The organism is Nitrosospira sp. Nsp18 (assembly GCF_900103145.1).
GTDB lineage: Bacteria > Pseudomonadota > Gammaproteobacteria > Burkholderiales > Nitrosomonadaceae > Nitrosospira.
In genome coordinates, this window is the sequence record NZ_FMWY01000009.1 from 1 (window position 1) to 22611 (window position 22611).

General features: G+C 50.1%; 36 protein-coding genes. 2 read left to right on the forward strand and 34 right to left on the reverse strand.

The genetic code is table 11. The annotated features are described in order from the left end of the window. The first annotated feature begins 718 nt into the window (after positions 1 to 718). Together gluQRS and BLS94_RS05675 are read left to right on the forward strand one after the other, a co-directional pair. On the forward strand, positions 719 to 1615 hold the full coding sequence (gene gluQRS / locus BLS94_RS05670; RefSeq protein WP_090958420.1) for a tRNA glutamyl-Q(34) synthetase GluQRS: 897 nt from the start codon (positions 719 to 721) through the stop codon (positions 1613 to 1615). A gap of 221 nt (positions 1616 to 1836) precedes the next feature. Next, positions 1837 to 2994, forward strand: a complete 1158-nt coding sequence (locus BLS94_RS05675) for an NAD(P)/FAD-dependent oxidoreductase (protein ID WP_090958422.1) — start codon at positions 1837 to 1839, stop codon at positions 2992 to 2994. Between the two features lie 91 nt (positions 2995 to 3085). Here BLS94_RS05675 and BLS94_RS05680 read toward each other — a convergent pair whose 3' ends face one another. The 34 genes from BLS94_RS05680 to rpsG form a co-directional block, all read right to left on the reverse strand. Then, positions 3086 to 3541, reverse strand: a complete 456-nt coding sequence (locus BLS94_RS05680) for a DUF2806 domain-containing protein (RefSeq protein WP_072767300.1) — start codon at positions 3539 to 3541, stop codon at positions 3086 to 3088. Positions 3542 to 3623: 82 nt separating this feature from the next. After that, entirely contained in the window at positions 3624 to 3938 is a 315-nt protein-coding gene (locus tag BLS94_RS05685; protein ID WP_090958424.1) for a hypothetical protein, read from the reverse strand. Between the two features lie 242 nt (positions 3939 to 4180). After that, positions 4181 to 4579 carry a 50S ribosomal protein L17 gene (gene rplQ / locus BLS94_RS05690; protein ID WP_072767106.1) on the reverse strand — a complete coding sequence of 133 codons (399 nt, stop codon included), beginning with the start codon at positions 4577 to 4579 and terminating at the stop codon, positions 4181 to 4183. Then, positions 4566 to 5570 carry a DNA-directed RNA polymerase subunit alpha gene (gene rpoA / locus BLS94_RS05695; protein ID WP_072767107.1) on the reverse strand — a complete coding sequence of 335 codons (1005 nt, stop codon included), beginning with the start codon at positions 5568 to 5570 and terminating at the stop codon, positions 4566 to 4568. The genes rplQ and rpoA overlap by 14 nt, the downstream gene beginning before the upstream one ends. Before the next feature lie 33 nt (positions 5571 to 5603). Then, the gene (rpsD, locus tag BLS94_RS05700) at positions 5604 to 6230 is read right to left on the reverse strand and encodes a 30S ribosomal protein S4 (protein ID WP_072767108.1); all 627 of its coding nucleotides are present in this window, start codon (positions 6228 to 6230) and stop codon (positions 5604 to 5606) included. Positions 6231 to 6240: 10 nt separating this feature from the next. Then, positions 6241 to 6630: a 30S ribosomal protein S11 gene (gene rpsK / locus BLS94_RS05705; protein ID WP_004181016.1), complete on the reverse strand. Its 390-nt coding sequence runs from the start codon at positions 6628 to 6630 to the stop codon at positions 6241 to 6243. A gap of 41 nt (positions 6631 to 6671) precedes the next feature. Continuing rightward, complete coding sequence (gene rpsM / locus BLS94_RS05710; protein ID WP_072767109.1) at positions 6672 to 7052, reverse strand: 30S ribosomal protein S13; 381 nt, start codon at positions 7050 to 7052, stop codon at positions 6672 to 6674. A gap of 54 nt (positions 7053 to 7106) precedes the next feature. After that, positions 7107 to 7220 carry a 50S ribosomal protein L36 gene (rpmJ, locus tag BLS94_RS05715; protein ID WP_072767110.1) on the reverse strand — a complete coding sequence of 38 codons (114 nt, stop codon included), beginning with the start codon at positions 7218 to 7220 and terminating at the stop codon, positions 7107 to 7109. Between the two features lie 16 nt (positions 7221 to 7236). Further along, positions 7237 to 7455: a translation initiation factor IF-1 gene (gene infA, locus BLS94_RS05720; protein ID WP_004181006.1), complete on the reverse strand. Its 219-nt coding sequence runs from the start codon at positions 7453 to 7455 to the stop codon at positions 7237 to 7239. A gap of 17 nt (positions 7456 to 7472) precedes the next feature. Next, a complete protein-coding gene (gene secY / locus BLS94_RS05725; RefSeq protein WP_072767111.1) occupies positions 7473 to 8801 on the reverse strand; it encodes a preprotein translocase subunit SecY in 1329 nt (442 codons plus the stop codon). A gap of 17 nt (positions 8802 to 8818) precedes the next feature. Next, positions 8819 to 9250, reverse strand: coding sequence for a 50S ribosomal protein L15 (rplO, locus tag BLS94_RS05730; RefSeq protein ID WP_072767112.1), 432 nt, complete (start codon positions 9248 to 9250; stop codon positions 8819 to 8821). Then, complete coding sequence (rpmD, locus tag BLS94_RS05735; RefSeq protein WP_072767113.1) at positions 9251 to 9439, reverse strand: 50S ribosomal protein L30; 189 nt, start codon at positions 9437 to 9439, stop codon at positions 9251 to 9253. It lies immediately after the preceding gene. Continuing rightward, the gene (rpsE, locus tag BLS94_RS05740; protein WP_072767114.1) at positions 9436 to 9978 is read right to left on the reverse strand and encodes a 30S ribosomal protein S5; all 543 of its coding nucleotides are present in this window, start codon (positions 9976 to 9978) and stop codon (positions 9436 to 9438) included. Before rpsE ends, rpmD begins: the two co-directional genes overlap by 4 nt. A 13-nt stretch (positions 9979 to 9991) precedes the next feature. Beyond that, on the reverse strand, positions 9992 to 10348 hold the full coding sequence (gene rplR / locus BLS94_RS05745; protein WP_090958426.1) for a 50S ribosomal protein L18: 357 nt from the start codon (positions 10346 to 10348) through the stop codon (positions 9992 to 9994). Positions 10349 to 10359: 11 nt separating this feature from the next. Continuing rightward, positions 10360 to 10893 carry a 50S ribosomal protein L6 gene (gene rplF / locus BLS94_RS05750; RefSeq protein WP_090958429.1) on the reverse strand — a complete coding sequence of 178 codons (534 nt, stop codon included), beginning with the start codon at positions 10891 to 10893 and terminating at the stop codon, positions 10360 to 10362. An 11-nt stretch (positions 10894 to 10904) separates the two neighbouring features. After that, positions 10905 to 11300, reverse strand: coding sequence for a 30S ribosomal protein S8 (gene rpsH / locus BLS94_RS05755; protein ID WP_072767117.1), 396 nt, complete (start codon positions 11298 to 11300; stop codon positions 10905 to 10907). A 157-nt stretch (positions 11301 to 11457) separates the two neighbouring features. Then, positions 11458 to 11763 carry a 30S ribosomal protein S14 gene (gene rpsN, locus BLS94_RS05760; RefSeq protein ID WP_072767118.1) on the reverse strand — a complete coding sequence of 102 codons (306 nt, stop codon included), beginning with the start codon at positions 11761 to 11763 and terminating at the stop codon, positions 11458 to 11460. Positions 11764 to 11770: 7 nt separating this feature from the next. Next, the gene (rplE, locus tag BLS94_RS05765) at positions 11771 to 12310 is read right to left on the reverse strand and encodes a 50S ribosomal protein L5 (protein ID WP_090958431.1); all 540 of its coding nucleotides are present in this window, start codon (positions 12308 to 12310) and stop codon (positions 11771 to 11773) included. A gap of 18 nt (positions 12311 to 12328) precedes the next feature. Further along, the gene (rplX, locus tag BLS94_RS05770) at positions 12329 to 12646 is read right to left on the reverse strand and encodes a 50S ribosomal protein L24 (protein WP_072767120.1); all 318 of its coding nucleotides are present in this window, start codon (positions 12644 to 12646) and stop codon (positions 12329 to 12331) included. A gap of 18 nt (positions 12647 to 12664) precedes the next feature. Continuing rightward, complete coding sequence (gene rplN, locus BLS94_RS05775; RefSeq protein ID WP_025042198.1) at positions 12665 to 13033, reverse strand: 50S ribosomal protein L14; 369 nt, start codon at positions 13031 to 13033, stop codon at positions 12665 to 12667. Between the two features lie 196 nt (positions 13034 to 13229). Then, entirely contained in the window at positions 13230 to 13496 is a 267-nt protein-coding gene (gene rpsQ / locus BLS94_RS05780) for a 30S ribosomal protein S17 (protein WP_072767121.1), read from the reverse strand. Beyond that, the gene (gene rpmC / locus BLS94_RS05785; RefSeq protein WP_072767122.1) at positions 13493 to 13693 is read right to left on the reverse strand and encodes a 50S ribosomal protein L29; all 201 of its coding nucleotides are present in this window, start codon (positions 13691 to 13693) and stop codon (positions 13493 to 13495) included. The genes rpsQ and rpmC overlap by 4 nt, the downstream gene beginning before the upstream one ends. Positions 13694 to 13695: 2 nt before the next feature. After that, positions 13696 to 14112 (reverse strand): 50S ribosomal protein L16, encoded by a 417-nt coding sequence (gene rplP, locus BLS94_RS05790; RefSeq protein ID WP_025042201.1) that lies wholly within the window; start codon positions 14110 to 14112, stop codon positions 13696 to 13698. Continuing rightward, positions 14096 to 14950 (reverse strand): 30S ribosomal protein S3, encoded by an 855-nt coding sequence (gene rpsC, locus BLS94_RS05795; RefSeq protein ID WP_090958434.1) that lies wholly within the window; start codon positions 14948 to 14950, stop codon positions 14096 to 14098. Before rpsC ends, rplP begins: the two co-directional genes overlap by 17 nt. Before the next feature lie 17 nt (positions 14951 to 14967). Continuing rightward, positions 14968 to 15315 (reverse strand): 50S ribosomal protein L22, encoded by a 348-nt coding sequence (gene rplV / locus BLS94_RS05800; RefSeq protein WP_025042203.1) that lies wholly within the window; start codon positions 15313 to 15315, stop codon positions 14968 to 14970. A 12-nt stretch (positions 15316 to 15327) separates the two neighbouring features. Beyond that, the gene (gene rpsS / locus BLS94_RS05805; protein WP_090958437.1) at positions 15328 to 15615 is read right to left on the reverse strand and encodes a 30S ribosomal protein S19; all 288 of its coding nucleotides are present in this window, start codon (positions 15613 to 15615) and stop codon (positions 15328 to 15330) included. 6 nt (positions 15616 to 15621) lie between these two features. Then, positions 15622 to 16455 carry a 50S ribosomal protein L2 gene (rplB, locus tag BLS94_RS05810; protein ID WP_072767124.1) on the reverse strand — a complete coding sequence of 278 codons (834 nt, stop codon included), beginning with the start codon at positions 16453 to 16455 and terminating at the stop codon, positions 15622 to 15624. Next, the gene (gene rplW, locus BLS94_RS05815) at positions 16455 to 16790 is read right to left on the reverse strand and encodes a 50S ribosomal protein L23 (protein ID WP_072767125.1); all 336 of its coding nucleotides are present in this window, start codon (positions 16788 to 16790) and stop codon (positions 16455 to 16457) included. The genes rplB and rplW overlap by 1 nt, the downstream gene beginning before the upstream one ends. Continuing rightward, on the reverse strand, positions 16787 to 17407 hold the full coding sequence (gene rplD / locus BLS94_RS05820; RefSeq protein WP_072767126.1) for a 50S ribosomal protein L4: 621 nt from the start codon (positions 17405 to 17407) through the stop codon (positions 16787 to 16789). The genes rplW and rplD overlap by 4 nt, the downstream gene beginning before the upstream one ends. Next, positions 17407 to 18132, reverse strand: coding sequence for a 50S ribosomal protein L3 (gene rplC / locus BLS94_RS05825; protein WP_090958440.1), 726 nt, complete (start codon positions 18130 to 18132; stop codon positions 17407 to 17409). Before rplC ends, rplD begins: the two co-directional genes overlap by 1 nt. Positions 18133 to 18250: 118 nt before the next feature. After that, entirely contained in the window at positions 18251 to 18559 is a 309-nt protein-coding gene (gene rpsJ / locus BLS94_RS05830) for a 30S ribosomal protein S10 (RefSeq protein WP_004180980.1), read from the reverse strand. Between the two features lie 88 nt (positions 18560 to 18647). Beyond that, complete coding sequence (gene tuf, locus BLS94_RS05835) at positions 18648 to 19838, reverse strand: elongation factor Tu (RefSeq protein WP_072767128.1); 1191 nt, start codon at positions 19836 to 19838, stop codon at positions 18648 to 18650. 24 nt (positions 19839 to 19862) lie between these two features. After that, positions 19863 to 21953, reverse strand: coding sequence for an elongation factor G (gene fusA, locus BLS94_RS05840; protein WP_090958443.1), 2091 nt, complete (start codon positions 21951 to 21953; stop codon positions 19863 to 19865). A gap of 123 nt (positions 21954 to 22076) precedes the next feature. Continuing rightward, complete coding sequence (gene rpsG, locus BLS94_RS05845) at positions 22077 to 22547, reverse strand: 30S ribosomal protein S7 (protein WP_025042219.1); 471 nt, start codon at positions 22545 to 22547, stop codon at positions 22077 to 22079. Positions 22548 to 22611 lie beyond the last annotated feature (64 nt).

The window sequence follows — 22611 nt, forward strand, 5'->3', positions numbered from 1 at the left end:
ACCTCGAGTCATACCACTCCGACATGTCGTAGTCGCGTCCACTTGCCTTGGCGTGACCCGACGTTCCTAGTGTTGTTGCCATGTTGTTTCCTCCTGTTGCCTTGTGCGTTGATCATGTGCTGCGCGCTCTACCGGCTTGAACCCAACTTCGACTCCTTAACCACTCCCCGCCGGTATGAGCTTCGATAATTTGTTGCTGTCTTCGTTGCTATCAATCTGGTGTTGCTCGGTGTGTCTGGTTTACTCGATGCTGCGGGTGTTGCTCAATGCTTCTGGTGCTGCTTATACTGCAGGTGTTGCTCGGTGCTGTCAGAGGTGTTTCCAGGTGTTTCTCTGTACCTGTGTATTCTGAATACGGTGTTACCAATACGTTACATACCCATAACCTCATAAAGACTATCCCCGAAGATGCCCTAAGTCAAGCAGTTTGTCGGGGCTGCAACAGGGCATCTTCCATAGCAATTTCTATGCCAATTTGTGTTGGTTTTTTCGTAATCTTTCAGTGATGCAGTCCGATAGATATTTTGTCGCCTGGAAGAACGCCAGTAAACGGGGATATGGTTTCGTTATTCGTGGAAGAATTGTAATGGAAGCTACCCGGTTAGCGACAGAATAAGCTAAGATAATTTCGAAAGCGTATCATCATCTGTTACCACTTTTTTTGTCGATTTATTTTGATATTGCTGATCCTTCATACCCGGATCGATTACGTTGACCGTTGGCTAATAGTCTACCTATCTTTCCACCCTATCGTGGACGCTTTGCTCCATCTCCGACCGGACCGCTGCATTTCGGCTCCCTTGTCGCTGCCGTCGGCAGCTATCTTGAGGCGAAATCGCGTCAGGGCGAGTGGATGGTCAGGATCGAAAACCTGGATCCGACACGCGAAATTGCCGGCGTATCGGGGCAAATTCTAAATACCCTGCAAGCGCTGGGAATGGAATCGGATAGTGAGGTTATCTATCAAAAACAGCGCTACAAAACGTATCAGGCAGCGCTCGCTGTACTTGAAAGGCAGCATTTGGTTTATCCCTGCGTCTGCAGCCGTAAGGAAATTGCAGATTCCACGATCACAGGAATAGATGGACCCATTTATCCTGGTACCTGCCGTGGACGCTTCCTTCATGACCAATGCCCCGGGGCACGGCGAATACGAACTGATAACAGGCTGATCCAGTTCAGGGATTCGCTGCAAGGGCTGATTCTACATCGATTGCACAGTGATATTGGGGATTTCGTGCTGCGCCGTGCCGATGGGGTTTTTGCTTATCAATTGGCAGCGGTCGTTGACGATGCCGAGCAAGGAGTCACTCATGTGGTGCGTGGGAGAGATTTGCTGAATTCTACTTCTCGCCAAATATACCTGCAACAATTGCTGGGTTATCCGACTCCTTCCTATCTGCATCTTCCGGTAGTAGTTAACGCTCGAGGTGAGAAACTCAGCAAACAGACCGGCGCTGCGCCTCTTGATGTTTCCGATCCGATGCCACAATTAATGATGGCGATACGTTTCCTGGGTCAAGCACCACCGGCAGAATTGATCGGAAGCGATGTCGGTTCATTTTGGAAGTGGGCGACAGAATATTGGAAACCGGAGAAAATTCCTCAAAAATAGCGAAACTTCCAGCAGAAATCGAATTCGGTCAAGATGCAACGCCCTCATCAAGACATTCGTGCTACGCTGCTGCCCTGATTGCGATAGGCTGAGTAACTGGATGGCACCTCGTAACTTATTAAAGATGTTATATGAAATGAATATAACCCTGCAGGGATCTGAGAAGGGATACCGATGAATAGTGAAATACCTGAATTGATCTGCATTGCGAAGGAGGAGTAGTGCCGTTTCTGCCATTTTACATACCCAGGCATAAGCAACTCAAGATTGTAATTGTGGGTGGCGGTTATGCGGGAATCGCTGCGCTGGTAACCCTTCTGCGCCATATGCCCGAGGTCCGCATCACGATCATAGATCCCAGGCTTCATCACCTTAAGATTACGCATATACATGAAACGTTCCGGTATCCGCTGGACGACTTTCTCGTATCGTTTTCAGATCTGGAAAATCGCTTTGGCTGCCGACACGTTTGCGCCCAGCTGATCCTGAACGATTGTGTTCTCCAGCAAAGCCAGAAAGATAGATTTATCGTGGTCAACGACGAAATACTGGAATTTGATTATCTTCTGGTGGCCTCAGGTTCGCCTCTCGCGCAGCTGAGTAAATCAGAGGATATTTTCGACCTGAATGATTTCATGATCACCACCGGCTCGGACTTACTGAACCAGCAGCGCTATATACATGAGCCCGGCGAGAAAATCATTTCAGTAATAGGCGGAGGCGCCACAGGTATTCAATTTCTTTTCGAAATCGCCCATTTTCTCCAGCGCCAGAAATTCGGATGGAAATTGCGGTTGATTCATGGGGGAGATCGTGTACTTAACCAATTTGGAGTAGGCTTTTCGGAATATACCCAGGCACGCATGTCTGAACTGGATATAGATTTTTATCCTAATACTCGTTACCGGGACCAGGTCGCGAATAAGATTTTGCTGCAAGAAGTCGAAACGGGTCACGAATTCGAGCTACCTTCCACTATCTCGCTCCTGTTTCTCGGCAAAAAACTTGATACGCCGCTCTTCGCCAATGCGTTCGGACAAGTTGTGATCGAGCAGAAACAGTTGGAGAATATTTTTACCGCCGGCGATTGTTCCATATATAACTCTGCCGGTTCCAATGCCATGACAGCGCAATCCAGCGTTCGCAAAGGAATGCTGGCGGCAAGAAATATTTTACGTCACTCAGGCTCATTAAAGTTGCTGGAGCCATACTTTCATCGCGACTTAGGTTACGTCATCAGTCTTGGACCATCGGATGCCGTCGGTTGGCTGGCACTCGAAGGTAACGTGGTCGGTGGCATGCCGGCGCTGATGATCAAGGAGGTGGTAGAGGCTCAATATGATTTATTGCTGACAGGAATCGATACGTATCTGATCTAAGTTCGAATGCTTGGCATTAACAATACAATACCATATCGTTAAAATAAACAGTTGAAGAGCGGGCTATTAAGAGCGGGCTATTAATCGATATTCACCGGTTCGCCAGGATAGACGATATAACCATACCCTGCTGAAACCATTTATCGATCACATATTCATAAAACTCCTGATTTCGGTTATTGCTGAAAACGGTCGCTAGCGCTTTCCCTTTTTCTGTCAGGAGAACGTGTCCAAGATCAAGCTGATTGTTCGCTTCCTCCGGAAATTGGATTTTCGTAGCCTGGCCGAAATAAAACAGACGGGTATGCTTACCAAACCTTCTCTTCACATATCCAGCGGCCTCAAAGGATATCAAACCGATTGACTCCAAATGTTTTAATACCCGTAAGCTGATGCCATGCTTTGCATAAACCGCATGCTCCGGATTATAAATTAAAAGCAGCGGCTCCCCTTGAATCCATACAAACTGGCACAGGGATGTAAAAAGCGCTGCATCGTCTTCATCAAGATCAGGAATATGGGCGTCTATCTCTTTCTTTAAAGACATTGCCAACTCGATATCAATGGAGTTTTTTATTTCCTGGAAATTGGCTGCATCCAGGTGAAAACGCCGGGGATGGCGTAGCGCGTTAAAATTGATGGCCGCGACGGGTAAGTTCCTGGTCAATTTTTCCGAGAAAACTTATATTTTTTTTGCGCTGTTTGTCGCCCTTGTACCAAGTAAAACAGGCAAGAGTACCAAGCAAGACCAAGAGAAGGTTTGTCGCAGTCGGACCGCCGAAAAACATGTCCATAAGCCCGGTCAACAATGCAAACGCGCCCGCTATACCATTCCAGTTCAAGAACTTATTTCCCCACGTCGGGGCTTCACGTTGGAGACGCCACGCAAGAAGTTTCTCACGTATCGAAACAAGTTCGGCCACGGTCCAGGTCGTTAAATCCATCGGAATAGCCCCAACTGAAATAAAAGATACATAACCGATCGAATGTCCATGCTATCAATAGCTCAGATCAGTGTATGTTAGAAGCATACAAGAATTCTCTGAACCAGACAATGATTTATGCTGGGCAGAGCTAAAGCAGTTTTTATTCCGCGATGCCAAACCGGATGATGGTTTATTAATACCGGTCAGGCATAAAGAAGCCGGGATAACCCGGCTTCTTTTTTTTACCTTATCGCCGGCACTTACGTATCGGCTTTCTCAGCTACGGTCGTAGTTAATTGCTCTGGTCGATCCAACAATTCCACTAAAGCCATCGGTGCGTTGTCACCCTTGCGAAAACCGAATTTAAGAATACGCAAATAACCGCCGTTACGTGTTTGATATCGCGGACCCAGTTCACCGAATAACTTACCGACCATGTCACGATCGCGCAAGCGATTGAATGCCAGACGTCGATTCGCCAGCGATGGTTTTTTACCTAGCGTTATCATTGGCTCGATTACACGGCGCAACTCCTTGGCCTTAGGCAGCGTGGTTTTAATAACCTCATGCCGCAACAATGAATTGGTCATGTTACGTAGCATCGCCAGTCGGTGGCTGCTCGTACGATTTAGCTTTCGTAGCCCATTATGGTGCCGCATGACTTGTTTCCTTTTTTCCCTTATCAAGATTGGAAGGCGGCCAACTTTCCAGCTTCATGCCCAGCGTCAATCCACGCGAAGCCAAGACCTCCTTTATTTCATTGAGAGATTTTCTTCCCAAGTTAGGGGTTTTCAGCAATTCGGTTTCCGTGCGCTGAATTAGGTCGCCAATATAATAGATATTCTCCGCTTTCAGGCAATTGGCCGAGCGCACGGTAAGCTCCAAATCATCCACTGGCCGAAGCAATACCGGATCAATCTGAGGTAATTTTGGCTGCTCCACCGGTAACGGTGTGCCCTTAAGGTCGGCAAATATGGAGAGTTGCTCAACCAGCACCTTCGCCGCATAACGGATCGCTTCTTCCGGATCGACGACGCCGTTGGTTTCAATATCCATAACGAGCTTATCGAGGTCGGTACGCTGCTCAACCCGAGCACTCTCGACCGCATAACTTACGCGCCGCACAGGACTGAAAGAAGCGTCCAGCAAAATGCTACCGAGAGCACGACCTTCACTTGTCAATTGCCGCACAGTTCCAGGTACATAACCGCGCCCAAGCTCCACCTTAATTTGCATATCCAGCTTTCCGCCGGCAGTAAGATGTGCCACCACATGATCTGGATTAATGATTTCCACATCATGTCCTGCTTCGATGTCGCCGGCAGTCACCGTACCTTCACCTTTCTTTTTAAGGATCAGTATAGCCTCGGTTCGGCTGTGTAGCTTTAGAACGATACCCTTAAGATTGAGCAGAATATCGACCACATCCTCTTGTACACCGTCCAGTGCAGAATACTCATGCACTACACCGCTAATCTGGACTTCGGTTGGTGCAAATCCCGGCATGGACGATAGCAAAATTCGACGTAATGCATTTCCTAACGTGTGACCGTACCCACGTTCAAACGGTTCCATGATAATCTTGGCATGCAGCGGGGAAATATTCTGCACGTCAATAATGCGGGGCGTAAGAAAAGTGTTACTTGGCATAGCCTGATCCTTTTGCGGAAACCTTGGCGGTAATTACTTAGAATACAACTCAATTACTAGAGACTCATTGATGCTTGAAGGCAAGTCAGAACGCTCCGGTTTAACTTTAAACGTTCCTTTCATAGCCTTGACATCCATCTCTATCCACTCTGGAAAATTACGCTGCTCCGCTGCTTCCACAGCAGCCTTGATGCGCAGATGACCTTTAGCCTTTTCCGCAACCTCTATCACATCACCGGGCTTAACCTGGTAGGAAGGAATATTGGTCCGGCGTCCATTTACCAGGATGCCGTTATGGCGCACGATCTGGCGCGCCTCTGACCGCGAAGCACCAAATCCCATCCGGTAAGAAACCGTATCCAGGCGACATTCCAGCAACTGCAGCAAATTCTCGCCAGTAATACCGCGCTGTCGTTCCGCTAGCTCATAATTGTTATGGAACTGGCGCTCCAATATGCCATATATCCTGCGCAACTTCTGTTTTTCGCGCAATTGGACCCCATAGTCAGACAACCGCGTACTTTTCTGACCGTGTTGACCGGGCGCATAGTTCCTGCGCTCGATTGCACATTTGTCGGTGAAACACTTCTCACCTTTCAAGAATAACTTCTCCCCTTCCCGTCGACATTGGCGACATTTAGGATCAAGATTTCTAGCCACAGACTACTCCTTAAATACGGCGTTTTTTCGGTGGGCGGCAACCGTTATGCGGAACCGGCGTCACATCCGAAATACTGGTGATTTTAAAACCGGCTGCGTTCAAAGCCCGCACGGCGGATTCACGTCCCGGACCAGGACCTTTGATACGCACTTCCAAATTCTTTACTCCGCATTCCTGAGCAACCTTACTTGCCTGCTCGGCTGCTACCTGAGCAGCGAATGGAGTACTTTTACGCGACCCCTTGAATCCGGCACCGCCGGAAGTCGCCCATGATAAAGCGTTGCCCTGGCGGTCCGTGATAGTCACGATAGTGTTATTAAATGATGCATGAACGTGGGCAATCCCCTCCGCTACATTTTTTTTGACCTTCTTGCGAACCCGTGTGGCTGCTTTTACCATATCGAATTATTCCTGTATGCTACCGTTCAGTTGGCTGAAAATTATCTCGTTGCTGCCTTTGCGTTGGAAGCTCGAACTGCCTTGCGTGGCCCCTTACGCGTCCTTGCATTTGTACGAGTACGCTGGCCCCGTACCGGCAAACCACGACGGTGACGCAATCCACGATAACAGCCCAAATCCATCAAACGTTTGATATTCATAGAAACCTCACGCCGCAGATCGCCCTCGACCGCAAATTTTGCGACGTTGTCTCTCAGCTTTTCCATTTGAGCATCGGTTACATCTTTGATCTTAGTGGAAGCACCGATGCCAACCGCAGCACAAATCTCCCGCGCTCTGGCGCGACCTATGCCGTAGATTGAAGTTAACGCAATTTCGGCATGCTGATGATTCGGGATATTTACTCCAGCGATACGGGCCATACAGGTTTCCCACAAAAATTTTGAATTATAACATCGAAAGTGATGCTTATTCGATTAACCTTGGCGTTGCTTATGCCTTGGATCTGAACAAATTACCCGAACTATCCGATTGCGTTTAATAATCTTGCAATTACGGCAGATTTTTTTTACAGAGGCTAATACTTTCATAAATACTCCTTCCCCACTATTTCGCGCGAAATGTAATTCGCGCTCTGCTTAAATCGTATGGCGTCAAATCCACCGTAACCTTATCACCAGGTAAAATCCGAATGTAATGCATTCGCATTTTTCCTGAAATATGGCCCAGCACGACGTGCCCATTTTCCAGCTTGACACGGAAGGTTGCGTTTGGCAACGTTTCGAGTATCTCGCCCTGCATTTGTATCGTTTCTTCTTTGGCCATCCTATCCTTAGATGTAACTATCTTGCCGGTAATCCACCGCCGCCTTTGAAGTTGGTTTTCTTCAGCAAGCTCTCATACTGATGGGACATTATGTACGCCTGAACCTGCGCCATGAAGTCCATGGTAACCACCACGATAATGAGGAGAGACGTCCCTCCAAAGTAAAATGGTACGTTCCATTTCAAGATCAGGAATTCCGGCAGCAAACACACGAGTGTTACATAAATCGCTCCGGCCAGGGTAAGTCTTAGCATAATGCGTTCGATATACCGGGCTGTCTGCTCGCCCGGACGAATCCCAGGGATGAAAGCCCCGCTTTTTTTCAGATTCTCGGCAGTTTCTCTGGGATTGAATACAAGCGCGGTATAAAAGAAACAGAAAAATATGATCATTGCAGCATACATGATCACGTAAATCGGTTGGCCCGGCGATAGCGCGCCGCTCATATCCTTCAACCAACTCATGGATTCGCCCGTCGCAAACCAGCCTGCCAGCGTAGCTGGAAACAATATAATGCTGGAAGCAAAGATCGGAGGAATCACACCGGACATATTCAGCTTCAACGGCAAATGAGAGCTTTGGCCGCCATAAACTTTTCGTCCCACCTGGCGCTTCGCATAATTCACAAGTATCTTGCGCTGGCCGCGCTCGACAAAAACCACGAAGGCTGTCACTGCCGTTGCCGCCACAAAGATCCCCAATGCAACCAGAAAATGCATTGCACCAGTTCTGACCAGTTCCAGCGTACCGCCAATTGCGCTGGGAAGCCCCGCTGCTATGCCGGCAAAAATTATGAGCGATATACCATTCCCGATGCCGCGTTCAGTAATCTGTTCGCCTAGCCACATTAGAAATATCGTTCCGGTAACCAAGGTTATCACCGTTGTCAACAGGAACATCGGTCCAGGCTCGATCACCAATCCGGGCTGGGATTGCAACGCAATCGATATGCCATAACCCTGCAGCAGCGCCAATCCCAACGTACCGTATCGAGTGTATTGGGTAATTTTCCTGCGGCCTGATTCCCCCTCTTTCTTCAGCGCTTCCAGATAAGGAAACGCAACTGTACCCAATTGCATAATAATAGAAGCCGAAATATACGGCATGATCCCGAGTGCAAAGATCGAGAAACGGGAAAGCGCGCCACCCGAAAACATGTTGAACATCCCAAGGATGCCCCCTTGCTGCGACTCGAACAGGTCTTTTAGCACCACTGGGTCGATACCTGGTACCGGAACATGCGCACCGATTCGATAGACGACTAATGCGAGCAACAAAAACCACAACCGACGTTTCAAGTCGCCAAGTTTTCCGGAGAGTCCCCGCAGGGATTCGCTAGCGGCCAATCTGTATCCTCTCGAGTTTATTCAACGCTGCCCCCAACGGCTTCGATGGCAGCCTTCGCGCCTTTCGTTACTGCAATTCCCTGCAACTTAAGTGCACGCTCGACCTTTCCGGAAAGTATCACCTTCGCACTCAAAGCAGATCCGGGAATAACCCCTGCCTGTTTCAGGATGAGGATATCGATTTCATTTCCTGGCAATTTTTCCAAGGCCGACAGTCGCACTTCAGCGGTAGCGCTCCGGGTAAGTGATACAAAACCACGCTTGGGCAAACGACGTTGAAGGGGCATCTGGCCGCCTTCAAAACCTACTTTATGAAAACCGCCAGAGCGGGATTTTTGTCCCTTGTGACCTCGTCCGGCAGTTTTGCCGAGGCCGGAACCGATGCCGCGCCCCAAACGCCGCCTTGCATGCTTGGCGCCACCGGCTGGCTTAATCGAATTCAGCTGCATCTACGCCTCACTCTTTACAAGGTAATAAATATTATTAATCATACCTCGCACAGCCGGAGTATTCTCCAACTCAGCGCTACTATTTATTCCGCGCAGTCCCAACCCACGTGCAGTCGCACGATGCGATCGTTTCGTACCGATCAGGCTTTTGACTAAAGTCACTTTAATCTTTTTTTTATCCGTAGTCATTTCGCCAAGCCCATGATTTCTTCCACACTCTTGCCCCTCTTGGCTGCGATTTCCGCGGGCGTATTCATCGCTTGCAATCCATGCAAAGTCGCACGCACTACATTATAAGGGTTGGTTGAACCGATACATTTGGCGAGAATATTATGAACACCCATCACTTCGAATATTGCCCGCATCGGCCCACCGGCAATAATACCGGTTCCTTCGGACGCAGGCTGCATATAGACTGTAGCAGCGCCATGTCTGCCGATGACTGGGTGATGTAGCGTGCCATTCTTCAAGCTTACCTTGATCATCTTGCGGCGGGCTTCATCCATTGCCTTTTGTACGGCAACCGGCACTTCCCGGGATTTACCTTTACCCATGCCGACAGCGCCATCCCCGTTCCCAACTACCGTCAGCGCGGCAAATCCGAGGATACGACCTCCTTTGACTACTTTGGTGACCCGATTAATCGCCACCATCTTTTCCTTAAGGCCATCACCTCGATCATCACCCTGAGGCACCTTTCCTTGCATGCGTCCTTGCATTTTAGCCATTATCTTCCCTCAGTTAGAATTTGAGGCCATGTTCACGAGCAGCTTCGGCTAATGCCTTTACGCGCCCATGATATTTGAACCCCGAGCGGTCGAATGAAACCGTCTCGATACCTAAACCTCTGGCTTTTTCTGCAACGCGTTTCCCAACTGCCGCCGCCGCATCAACGGTGCCGCCATTGGGCAAATCCTTGCGAAGCTCTGGCTCCAAAGTAGATGCACTGGTCAAGACCTTCCCGCCAGAGCCATCTATCAACTGTGCATAAATATGACAATTGCTGCGATGCACCGACAACCGCACCATCTTCAGCTCGGCGATCTTGGCGCGCGTCCGACGAGCACGGCGCAAACGGGATTTTGTTGGATTCGGCATATCTACCCCAATTATTTTTTCTTGGTTTCTTTCATAACGATGACTTCATCGGAATAACGCACACCCTTCCCCTTATAAGGTTCCGGCTTGCGGTAAGCACGTACGTCAGCCGCGACCTGGCCGACCTGTTGCTTATCCATTCCCTTGATAATGACCTCGGTTTGAGTGGGCGTTTCCACTTTAACGCCCTCAGGCATCTTGTGAGCGACGGGGTGTGAAAATCCCAGAGTCAAGTTTAGAACATCATTCGCCGCCTGGGCACGATAGCCTACTCCAACCAGTGTCAGTTTCTTTTGAAAACCGCTGGTAACTCCCTTGACCATATTGGCAAGCAATGCGCGCATCGTACCAGACATCGCATTTGCGTGTTTCGAATCATTCGCAGCTTTAACAAGCAAACTATCGCCCTCACGCTCGACAGAGATGTCTGAAACCAGACTGCGCTGCAACGCGCCCAGTGGTCCCTTTATCGACACTTCAGAGGCTGAAAGCGTTACCTCAACACCTGCGGGAATCAGCACAGGATTTTTACCCACTCGAGACATTTTTTATATCCTTAAGCCACAATGCATAGTACTTCACCGCCAACGCCATTGGCGCGCGCCTTTCGCTCCGTCATTACACCTTTTGAAGTGGAGACGATCGCTACGCCTAACCCGTTCATCACATTAGGAAGCTTGTCGCTGGCTTTGTAAATCCTCAGGCCGGGACGGCTAACACGTTCAATTTTTTCAATTACAGGACGTCCCGCGTAATATTTTAAACTGATATCCAACAGCGGCTTTCCGTCCGCTTGGTGAACCGCGAAATCCTCGACGTAACCTTCATCCTTCAATACTTGCGCAATCGCAGCTTTGAGCTTGGACGCGGGCATTACAACGGATGTTTTTTCGGAAAGCTGCGCGTTACGAATCCGCGTCAGCATATCGGCGATAGGGTCACTCATGCTCATCTAGGGATACCTCTAGAAATCCAGATTCCGTAACCGGAAAATATACTAATCTCTGAAATTATTAAATTGATCATGTTGGGCCCGCCTTTTGTATGAACGAAAGTCGCGTTTGGTTCATTAGTATTTAGACGCGCCCAAAATATTATGTCGCTCAATCTTACCAACTGGCCTTGATTATGCCGGGAATCTCCCCGCTCATCGCAATATCGCGGAGTTTGCTGCGGCCCAGACCGAACTTGCTGTAAACGCCACGTGGACGACCAGTCAGGGAGCAACGATTACGCAGACGCACCGGACTTGAGTTGCGCGGCAACATCTGAAGCTTGATCCTGGCAGAATGTCGATCTTCATCGCTCGAATTGGCATCGTTAATTATGGCCGACAATTCAGCGCGCCGAGGCGCATATTTCTTTACGGTTTCGCGTCGTTTCAAGTCGCGGTTAATCACAGCTATTTTGGCCATGCTACTCTCAATTTTTAAATGGAAATTTAAATGCCGCCAACAACGCTTTCGCCTCCGCATCCGTCTTTGCGGTGGTGGTGATAGTTATATTCATGCCCCTTAGCGCGTCGATTTTGTCATATTCAATTTCAGGGAAAATGATTTGCTCTTTTACACCCATGTTGTAATTTCCCCGCCCATCAAATGCCCTGCCGGAAACACCACGAAAATCACGAATACGCGGTATAGCCACGCTAACCAGTCGGTCCAAAAATTCATACATGCGAATACGGCGCAATGTAACCATGCAGCCCAGCGGATATCCATCACGAACCTTAAACGTCGCGATGGATTTTTTCGCCTTTGTCACCACCGGCTTCTGCCCTGCAATTTTTTGCATATCGCTTACGGCGCTATCCATGACCTTCTTATCTGCGACCGCCTCTCCCACACCCATATTAAGCGTGATTTTCTCGATGCGGGGGACTTCCATCACAGACTTGTAGCCAAATTGCTGCATTAATTGTTGGACTACGGTGTCGCGGTAATACTCTTGTAGACGAGCCATATTCTTTCCTTAACCTATTCAGGCATCAAGCAGTTCGCCGCTCGACTTGAAATAACGGACTTTACCTTTGCCTTCCTGAATTCTGAAACCCACACGGTCGGCTTTACGAGTGAAGGGATTATAAATCGCTATATTCGAGACCTGAATTGGATTCTCCATCTCGACGATTCCACCCGTGGCTCCCTTATTTGGATTGGGCCGCTGATGTTTCTTGACCTTATTGACGCCCTCGACCACCACCAAGTCGGCATTCACCGCGCGCAACACCGTGCCACGCTTGCCCTTGTCTTTGCCGGTAATGACAACGACATCATCACCTTTCTTTATCTTTCGCATATTCAGTCCTTACCGCGCCTACAAAACTTCTGGCGCAAGCGAAACAATTTTCATGAAACGTGCATTACGCAATTCCCGCGTTACCGGTCCAAAAATACGCGTACCAATTGGCTCCAGCTTGGCGTTCAACAACACGGCAGCGTTACTGTCAAATTTGATTAACGAACCGTCAGCGCGACGCACTCCTTTTGAAGTGCGAACCACCACCGCATTGTACACCTCGCCTTTTTTGACACGTCCCCGCGGCGCAACATCCTTGATGCTGACTTTTATAATGTCGCCAATACCAGCGTAACGCCGCCTGGATCCGCCCAGCACCTTGATGCACATGATCGAACGAGCACCAGTATTGTCCGCGACTTGCAGAATCGATTGCATTTGGATCATTTTTTACTCACTCTTTCCAACTTTTCCTGCCCCGAGACCGAGGTGTGGATAGTATTGGAACCCGTCCGGGTTATGAAGTCACCAATTGATGACTGCCAAAATTAAAGATCTGAAAAACGAAGAGGCCGAATTATAAGTTAATCCTGTGAGAAAAACAAGGAAAAAGAAATATTGACCTATCGGGCTCGTCAGTAAATCAACTGACTTGGTTGCCCTTCTCCATCAACTTAACCACGCGCCAGGCTTTTGTTTTAGAGAGAGGCCGGCATTCTTCGATTACTACCATATCACCTGGATGAAACTCGTTACTCTCGTCATGAACGTGGTATTTTTTTGAACGAACCATTATCTTCCCATAGAGGGGATGCTTAACTTTACGTTCGACCAAAACAGTAATGGTCTTATCCATCTTATCACTCAACACTTTTCCGCTGAGGGTGCGGCTTAAATTAGCTTCACTCATGACTGCTTTGCCTTCTGGCTAAGTATGGTTTTTGCGCGCGCGATATCCCGGCGCACGTTACGTAATTGGTTGGTATTACTCAACTGCTGTGTTGTGTGCTGCATCCGCAGGCCAAACTGCGCCCGTAGGAGCTCTAACAACTCCTGCTGCAACTCTACCGGATTCCGGGATCTAAGGTCTTTAGTTTTCTTTTTCATAATTAACCGCCTACCTGTCTTACAACGAATGTAGTCAGAATCGGAAGCTTGGACGCAGCTAGACGAAAGGCTTGTCGCGCCAGCGCTTCATCAACGCCGTCCATTTCGTACAGCATTTTACCGGGCTGAATTTCCGCCACAAAGTACTCTGGATTCCCCTTCCCATTGCCCATCCGAACCTCGGCTGGCTTATGGGAAATCGGTTTATCCGGAAATATTCGGATCCAGATACGCCCGCCGCGTTTTATGTGACGGCTCATTGCGCGCCGCGCGGCCTCGATCTGTCGCGCGGTTAATCGACCACGGCCAACTGCCTTGAGACCATATTCCCCAAAACTGACTTTCGCACCGCGGGTTGCAACCCCGGTATTACGTCCTTTTTGCTGTTTGCGGTACTTCGTTCTAGCTGGCTGCTGCATCTTTTGCTCCTGGCGTTATAGTTGCAGACTTGGAGGAGGGCGCTTCAACCGTGTTCTCAGGTTTTCTGGCAATTTTCCTCTCGCTCGTTCTTGCGTCGGTCCTGGGTTCCCCCCTGCCAGCCGGCTTCCGTGCTGGACGTCTGGCTTCCGGTTCTCCCGCAGGAGTCGGTGCTTGCGTTGCTGGCCCAATTGCCCCCGATTGCTCGTTGCGTCCTATCACTTCGCCCTTGAATACCCAAACTTTGATTCCGATCACACCGTATGTGGTCTTGGCTTCCGAAACACCATAGTCCAGATCAGCACGCAAGGTGTGAAGCGGCACACGGCCTTCACGGTACCATTCGGTGCGAGCAATTTCAATGCCGTTCAATCGCCCGGCACTCATGATTTTGATGCCTTGGGCACCTAAGCGCATTGCGTTCTGCATCGCGCGTTTCATGGCACGACGAAACATGATACGTTTCTCTAACTGCTGCGCAATATTGTCTGCAATCAATTGCGCATCAATTTCCGGCTTGCGGATTTCCTCGATGTTTACGTGCACCGGAACACCCATAAGCTTTTGCAGCACACCGCGCAGAACTTCTATATCTTCGCCTTTCTTGCCGATTACGACACCGGGACGTGAACTGTAAATGGTAATGCGCGCATTCTTGGACGGCCGTTCGATGATTACGCGACCAACGGATGCGTGCGCCAATTTCTTTTTAAGATATTCCCGAACCTTTATATCTTCGTTCAGCATCCCTGGAAAATTTTTTGTATTGGCATACCACTTCGACGACCAGTTTTTAAGTACAGAAAGGCGGAAACCCGTCGGATTTATTTTTTGTCCCATAATGTCCTGGTACGTCCTTATTTTTTGTTGCCGGCTTTGTCGCCAACAGTAAGAAGAATATGACAAGTTGGCTTGACGATGCGATTGCCACGCCCCTTGGCGCGGGCGCTGGTACGCATCATTGACGGTCCACGATCCACATATATCGTCGATACCTTTAATTCGTCTATATCCGCTCCATCATTATGCTCAGCATTGGCGATGGCCGATTCGAGCAGCTTACGAATAATGACAGCGCCTTTTTTCGGACTGAAGGCAAGCAGATTAAGCGCCCGATCCACAGGTAATCCCCGAATCTGATCCGCCACCAACCGACCCTTCTGTTCGGATAACCTGACCCCACGCAATACGGCAGTTGTTTGCATAATTGATTATCCCTATCTCTTCGATCCAGCCGCAACTTTCCTGTCGCCTGAATGCCCCTTGAAAGTACGAGTGTGAGAGAATTCTCCAAGCTTGTGTCCTACCATGTTCTCGGTAACGTATACCGGGATATGCTGTTTACCATTATGTACCGCAATGGTTAAACCAATAAAATCCGGTAGAACAGTTGACCGACGCGACCAGGTTTTGATCGGGCGCTTGTCATTGGTAGCGCGCGCAGCCTCCACTTTGGCTATCAGATGCAAGTCAACAAATGGACCTTTTTTTACAGAACGTCCCATGATTCATTACCCTTTATTTGAATAACGGCGCCGCACAATCATACCATCGGTACGCTTATTGGCACGAGTACGGAAACCTTTGGCAGGTGTCCCCCATGGGCTGACTGGATGACGCCCTGCAGCGGTTTTACCTTCACCTCCACCATGGGGATGATCTACAGGATTCATCACCACACCGCGCACTGTAGGCCGAATGCCGCGCCAGCGCTGTGCACCCGCTTTACCGATCGATCGCAAATTATGCTCCTCGTTTCCGACCTCGCCTATCGTGGCACGGCAGTTTACGTGCACCCTTCGGATTTCTCCGGAACGCAGGCGAAGCTGGGCATAATCCCCCTCGCGTGCCAGAAGCTGCACCGACGTACCTGCAGAGCGGGCCAGTTGCGCACCTTTCCCCGGCATCATTTCCACGCAGTGAATTGTGCTACCCACCGGAATATTGCGCAGCGGCAGCGCGTTACCATTCTTGATCGGCGCATCCACGCCGCTCATCAATTGCATGCCGGCGGCAATGCCGCTCGGTGCGACGATATAGCGCCGCTCCCCATCGACATAGCAAAGTAATGCCAGATTTGCGCTGCGATTCGGATCGTATTCCAGCCGTTCTACCTTGGCAACGATACCATCCTTGTTACGGCGGAAATCCACAATGCGATAATGTTGCTTGTGGCCACCGCCCATGTGGCGGGTAGTAATGCGACCTTTATTGTTGCGTCCCGCTGTATGATTCTGCTTCTCCAGGAGCCTGGCATAAGGTTCACCTTTATGCAAACCTGGATTAACTACCTTGACAACTGCGCGGCGGCCGGGAGAGGTTGGTTTGACTTTAACCAGTGCCATTATTTGACTTCTCCTTGAGCAATTTCAGAAAAATTTATTTCCTGACCAGCCTTTATGTTGACATAAGCTTTCTTCCAGTTGCGGCGGCGCCCCATGAAACGACCAAAGCGCTTTTCCTTGCCTTTGACGTTAGCGACCTGCACGCTCTCTACCTCAATATTCTGGCCCTTCCACAGTAGCTCAACCGCTGCTTTGATCTCGGGCTTCGTAGCATCCTGCGTCACGCGAAAAATGACCTGGTTATGCTTTTCAGCGATATAGGTAGCCTTCTCCGACACTTGCGGTGACAAAATGACCTGCATCAGACGTTCCGGATTGAATGTTTGCGTGCTCATGCAAGCATTTCCTCCATCTTGGCCAATGCGCCGCGAGTTATCAGCACGTTGGCAAAGCGCAGAAGGCTGACCGGGTCGACGTGACCCGCTTCCACTACCTTTACGAGAGGCAGATTTCGTGATGACAAATAGAGATTTTCATCCACACTATCGGTAACGATCATGACCTCATCCAATTTCATATCTTTCAGTTTTCCAGCCAGAGCTTTGGTCTTTGGCGTATCCAGGGCAAAATTTTCCACCACTGACAATCGATTTTCACGGACAAGCTGGGATAAGATAGCCCCCATACCTGCGCGATACATTTTACGATTGACCTTGTGGCTAAAATTCTCTTCAGGACTGTTGGGGAAAATTTTTCCACCACCACGCCACAATGGGCTCGACGCCATGCCGGCGCGTGCACGCCCTGTACCTTTTTGCCGCCAGGGCTTGCGAGTGGACTTGGCAACATCCGAACGTCCCTTTTGGGCGCGGTTGGCGCTACGAGCGTTTGCAAGGTAAGCGGTCACCACTTGATGCACCAAGGCTTCATTGTACTCCCGACCGAAAAGGGAATCAGGAGCCGAAACACTAGCATCCGACTGACCGTTATCGCCAATGAGTTTAAGTTCCATTATGCACCCGCCTTCTTACCGGACTTCGTACCACTTTTTGCCGCCGCTTTTGCATCAATCTTTACAGCAGGCTTTGCAACAATCTTGCTGATCTTTGCGCTCGGATGCACCACCACGTCCCCGCCTTTCGATCCAGGTATCGCACCCTTGATGAGCAACAGGCCACGCTCGGCATCAACCCGCAGCACCTCAAGGTTCTGGGTGGTGCGTTTTACGCTACCTAGATGTCCGGACATGCGCTTCCCGGGAAAAACACGACCAGGGTCCTGCGCCATTCCGATGGAACCTGGAACGTTGTGAGATCTGGAATTTCCATGGCTGGCACGGTTTGAGGAAAAACCGTGACGCTTGATTACGCCAGCATAACCCTTTCCGATGGTAATACCGGTCACATCCACTTTTTGCCCAACGCGGAAAATCTCCGAACCTACGACTACACCGGGCTTGAGACTATCAGTTACCTCCTGCCCCACACGGAATTCCTTAAGGACATGACCGGCTTCCACAGCAGCTTTGGCAAAATGCCCCGCTGAAGGTTTATTGACGCGAATGGCGCGGCGTTTGCCGAAAGTGACCTGCACTGCGGAATAGCCGTCAGTGGCCGGTGTTTTGATTTGGGTGACACGATTGTTGGACACGTCAAGTACTGTGACCGGCTGGCTATCGCCATCGTCGGTGAAAATACGAGTCATGCCAACCTTGCGGCCGACGAGCCCTAAACTCATTTTAATTACCTTTTCAGAAAAGGTGCCGATTACAATTGACCGGCAAGTACATTTGTTTAAATCAGGGATTCAGATTATTCGTCAAAAAAACGATTACCTAAAGATTAAATTCAGCAACTCATAACTTTATTTCTACATCAACCCCTGCAGGGAGATCCAGTTTCATCAAGGCATCCACTGTTTTATCAGTGGGATCCATGATGTCCATCAGGCGCAGATGAGTCCGAATCTCGAACTGATCGCGTGAGGTTTTATTGACGTGAGGGGACCGCAATACGTCGAAGCGCTCAATGCGCGTCGGCAGAGGTACAGGTCCTTTAACTACCGCCCCCGTCCGTTTGGCGGTTTCAACGATTTCCATCGCCGATTTATCTATCAATCGGTAATCAAACGCTTTCAGACGAATACGAATTTTTTGACTTTGCATAAACGAACCTCAGGTTGAGGATTTGGATTTCGAATTGACGATTCGGTGCTGTGGAACCAAATCTTAAATCCTATCCTTGATCCTGTTATTACTCGATAATCTTTGCCACCACGCCTGCGCCAACGGTTCTGCCGCCCTCGCGAATGGCAAAACGCAGACCTTCTTCCATCGCAATCGGCGCAATCAGGTTGACCGTCACGGAGACGTTGTCGCCAGGCATGACCATCTCGGTGCCCGCAGGCAATTCAATCGCACCCGTTACGTCGGTGGTGCGAAAGTAGAACTGGGGCCGATAGCCCTGGAAAAATGGGGTGTGACGCCCACCTTCTTCTTTGCTCAGTACGTATATCTCGGCGGTGAATTTGGTGTGAGGGTTGATGGTGCCAGGCTTGGCCAATACCTGGCCACGCTCGACGTCTTCTCGCTTGGTGCCTCGCAGCAATACGCCAACGTTGTCGCCGGCCTGCCCCTGGTCCAGCAGTTTCCTGAACATTTCCACGCCAGTACATACTGTCTTGATGGTGGGCTTGAGTCCCACTATCTCGATTTCCTCGCCTACCTTGACGATGCCGCGCTCTACACGTCCAGTGACTACGGTGCCGCGACCGGAGATGGAGAAAACGTCTTCCACCGGCATCAGGAAGGGGCCGTCTATCGCGCGAACAGGCTCAGGAATGTAGCTGTCGAGCGCATCCGCCAGCTTGAATATGGAGGGCTCGCCTATGTCGCTCTGATCGCCTTCAAGTGCTTTGAGGGCAGAACCGATGATGATGGGGGTGTCGTCTCCCGGAAAGTTGTATTTGGACAACAGTTCCCGTACTTCCATTTCCACCAGTTCCAGCAGTTCGTCGTCGTCTACCATGTCCGCTTTGTTCATGTAGACAACTATGTAGGGAACCCCTACCTGACGCGCCAGAAGTATGTGTTCGCGGGTCTGCGGCATCGGCCCGTCCGCAGCCGATACGACCAGTATCGCGCCATCCATCTGCGCAGCACCGGTAATCATGTTCTTGACGTAGTCGGCGTGGCCCGGACAGTCAACGTGCGCATAGTGACGCTTCACCGTCTCGTACTCTACGTGCGATGTGTTGATGGTGATGCCCCGCGCCTTCTCTTCCGGCGCCGAGTCAATCTGCGCGTAACTCTTCGCCTCACCACCAAACTTCTTCGTCAATACCATGGTGATCGCCGCCGTTAATGTGGTCTTGCCATGATCCACATGCCCTATCGTGCCAACGTTTACGTGCGGCTTCGTCCGCTCAAATTTACTCTTTGCCATGATCGTTCCTTTACTTGATTACCGTTATTTCTTATTAATAATTGCTTCAGCCACATTTTTCGGTGCTTCAGAATATTGCTTGAACTCCATGGTATAGGTCGCCCGCCCCTGAGTCGCGGATCGCAGCGAAGTCGAGTAGCCAAACATCTCCGCCAGCGGGACTTCCGCACGTATCACCTTGAGGCCGGGCAAGTCGTCCATACCCTGGATCATTCCGCGACGGGATGACAAGTCGCCTACCACATTGCCCATGAAATCCGCTGGCGTTTCCACTTCCACTGCCATCATGGGTTCCAGCAACACTGGACTCGCCTTGCGCATGCCATCCTTGAACGCGATCGAAGCGGCCATTTTGAACGCATTCTCATTCGAATCGACGTCGTGATAAGAACCATCAAATAAAGTAACTTTGGCATCCACCACTGGAAAGCCTGCCAGCACACCATTCGGAAGCGTCTCCAGCAATCCTTTTTCTACCGCCGGAATGTATTCGCGCGGTACCGTTCCACCCTTGATTGCATCAACGAACTCAAATCCCTTACCCGCCTCATTCGGCTCCAGCTTGAGCCAGACGTGACCATATTGGCCCCGCCCGCCGGATTGCTTGATGAATTTACCCTCGACCTCTACCGGCTTCTTGATGGCTTCACGGTAAGCGACCTGAGGAGCGCCCACGTTGGCTTCCACGCCAAATTCTCGCTTCATCCGTTCTACAATAATTTCAAGATGCAGTTCGCCCATGCCGGAAATAATAGTTTGTCCCGACTCTTCGTCAGTGCGAACGCGAAAGGACGGATCTTCCTGTGCCAGACGATTCAATGCCATTCCCATCTTTTCCTGGTCAAGCTTAGTCTTCGGCTCCACGGCAACGTGAATCACGGGTTCCGGAAATATCATCCGCTCCAATGTGATCACAGCGGTGGGATCGCACAAGGTGTCACCGGTAACAGCCTCTTTCAAGCCTACCGCAGCGGCGATGTCACCAGCCCTCACCTCCTTGATTTCCTCTCGCTGATTGGCATGCATTTGCAGCAACCTTCCAATTCGTTCCTTCCGCCCTTTAAGGGGGTTATAGATGGTATCACCGGAAGACACCACGCCAGAGTAAACGCGGAAAAAGATTAATTGGCCAACATAAGGGTCGGTGGCAATTTTGAATGCCAATCCAGAAAACGGCTCCTCGTCGTTTGCATGGCGTTCATCATGCCCGCCCTTCTCATCTTCTCCATTGATCGCGCTGATATCTACTGGCGAAGGCAAGTAGTCCAGAACGGCGTCGAGCATCGCCTGCACACCCTTGTTCTTGAATGCCGAACCACAAAGCATGGGAACGATCTCGTTTCCGATCGTACGAATGCGTAGCCCTTTCTTGATGTCGGCGGGAGATAAATCGCCCTCTTCAAGATATTTGTTCATCAACTCTTCATTCGCCTCGGCGGCGGTTTCCACCATTTTTTCACGCCATTGCTTGGCATTCTCCAGCAAATCGGCCGGTATATCCCGCTCCTCAAACTTAAGCCCCTGGCTCGCATCGTCCCAATAAATGCCTTTCATCTTTATCAGATCGATAACGCCTTCGAACTTATCTTCCGCACCGATAGGTAGTTGTACGGGTACCGGATGCGCTTTCAGACGAGATTGAATTTGTTCATGAACGCGCATGAAATTGGCGCCGGCGCGATCCATTTTATTGACGAATGCCAGCCTTGGGACCTTGTATTTATTCGCTTGGCGCCATACTGTTTCAGTCTGAGGCTGCACTCCGCCAACGGCGCAGAATACGGTGCAAGCCCCGTCGAGGACACGTAGCGACCGCTCCACTTCGATGGTGAAGTCAACGTGACCCGGGGTATCGATAATATTGATGCGATGATCGGGATAGTTTTTTTCCATTCCCTTCCAAAAGCAGGTGGTCGCCGCGGAAGTGATGGTAATGCCGCGCTCCTGCTCTTGCTCCATCCAATCCATCGTTGCCGCGCCGTCATGCACTTCGCCAATTTTGTGCGATACACCGGTATAGAACAGTATGCGTTCCGTGGTCGTAGTCTTGCCGGCGTCGATATGCGCCATTACGCCGATATTCCGATAACGCTCGATAGGGGTTTTTCTTGCCACGATTCTTGAACCTTAAGGTTTTATTTGTCGGAGCGAAGCGCTCAGCCAAGTAATAAAATGAATTTGCTGCGGAAACAGGTCAGCCAGGGACCTGAATTTCGGTGATCGTTGCCGTAACTGCCGCTAGAACCGGTAATGTGCAAATGCCTTATTCGCCTCTGCCATACGATGTACTTCCTCACGCTTCTTGACGGCACCGCCCCGGCCTTCAGCTGCTTCCGCTAATTCGCCGGCAAGTCGCGCGCCCATCGATTTTTCTGCTCGTTTCCGGGCAGCATCGCGCAACCAGCGCATCGCCAGCGCATTTCGCCGAATCGATCGCACCTCTACGGGGACTTGATAATTGGCTCCGCCGACCCGACGGCTTTTTACTTCCACCATGGGACGAACATTGGATAGCGCTTGCGTGAACACTTCTACCGGGTCCTTGCCCGTTTTCTTCTGGATTTGATCCATTGCGCCGTAAATAATGCGTTCCGCTACCGACTTCTTTCCCCGGGTCATCAGCACATTGACGAATTTCGCCACCTCGGTACTGTGGTACTTGGGATCCGGCAAAATTTCTCGTTTTGGAACTTCTCTCCGTCTTGGCATTTTCTAACCTTGGGGGTAATTATTCAGCTTAAGTAACAACGTGTTCAGTTCAATATTATCCGGC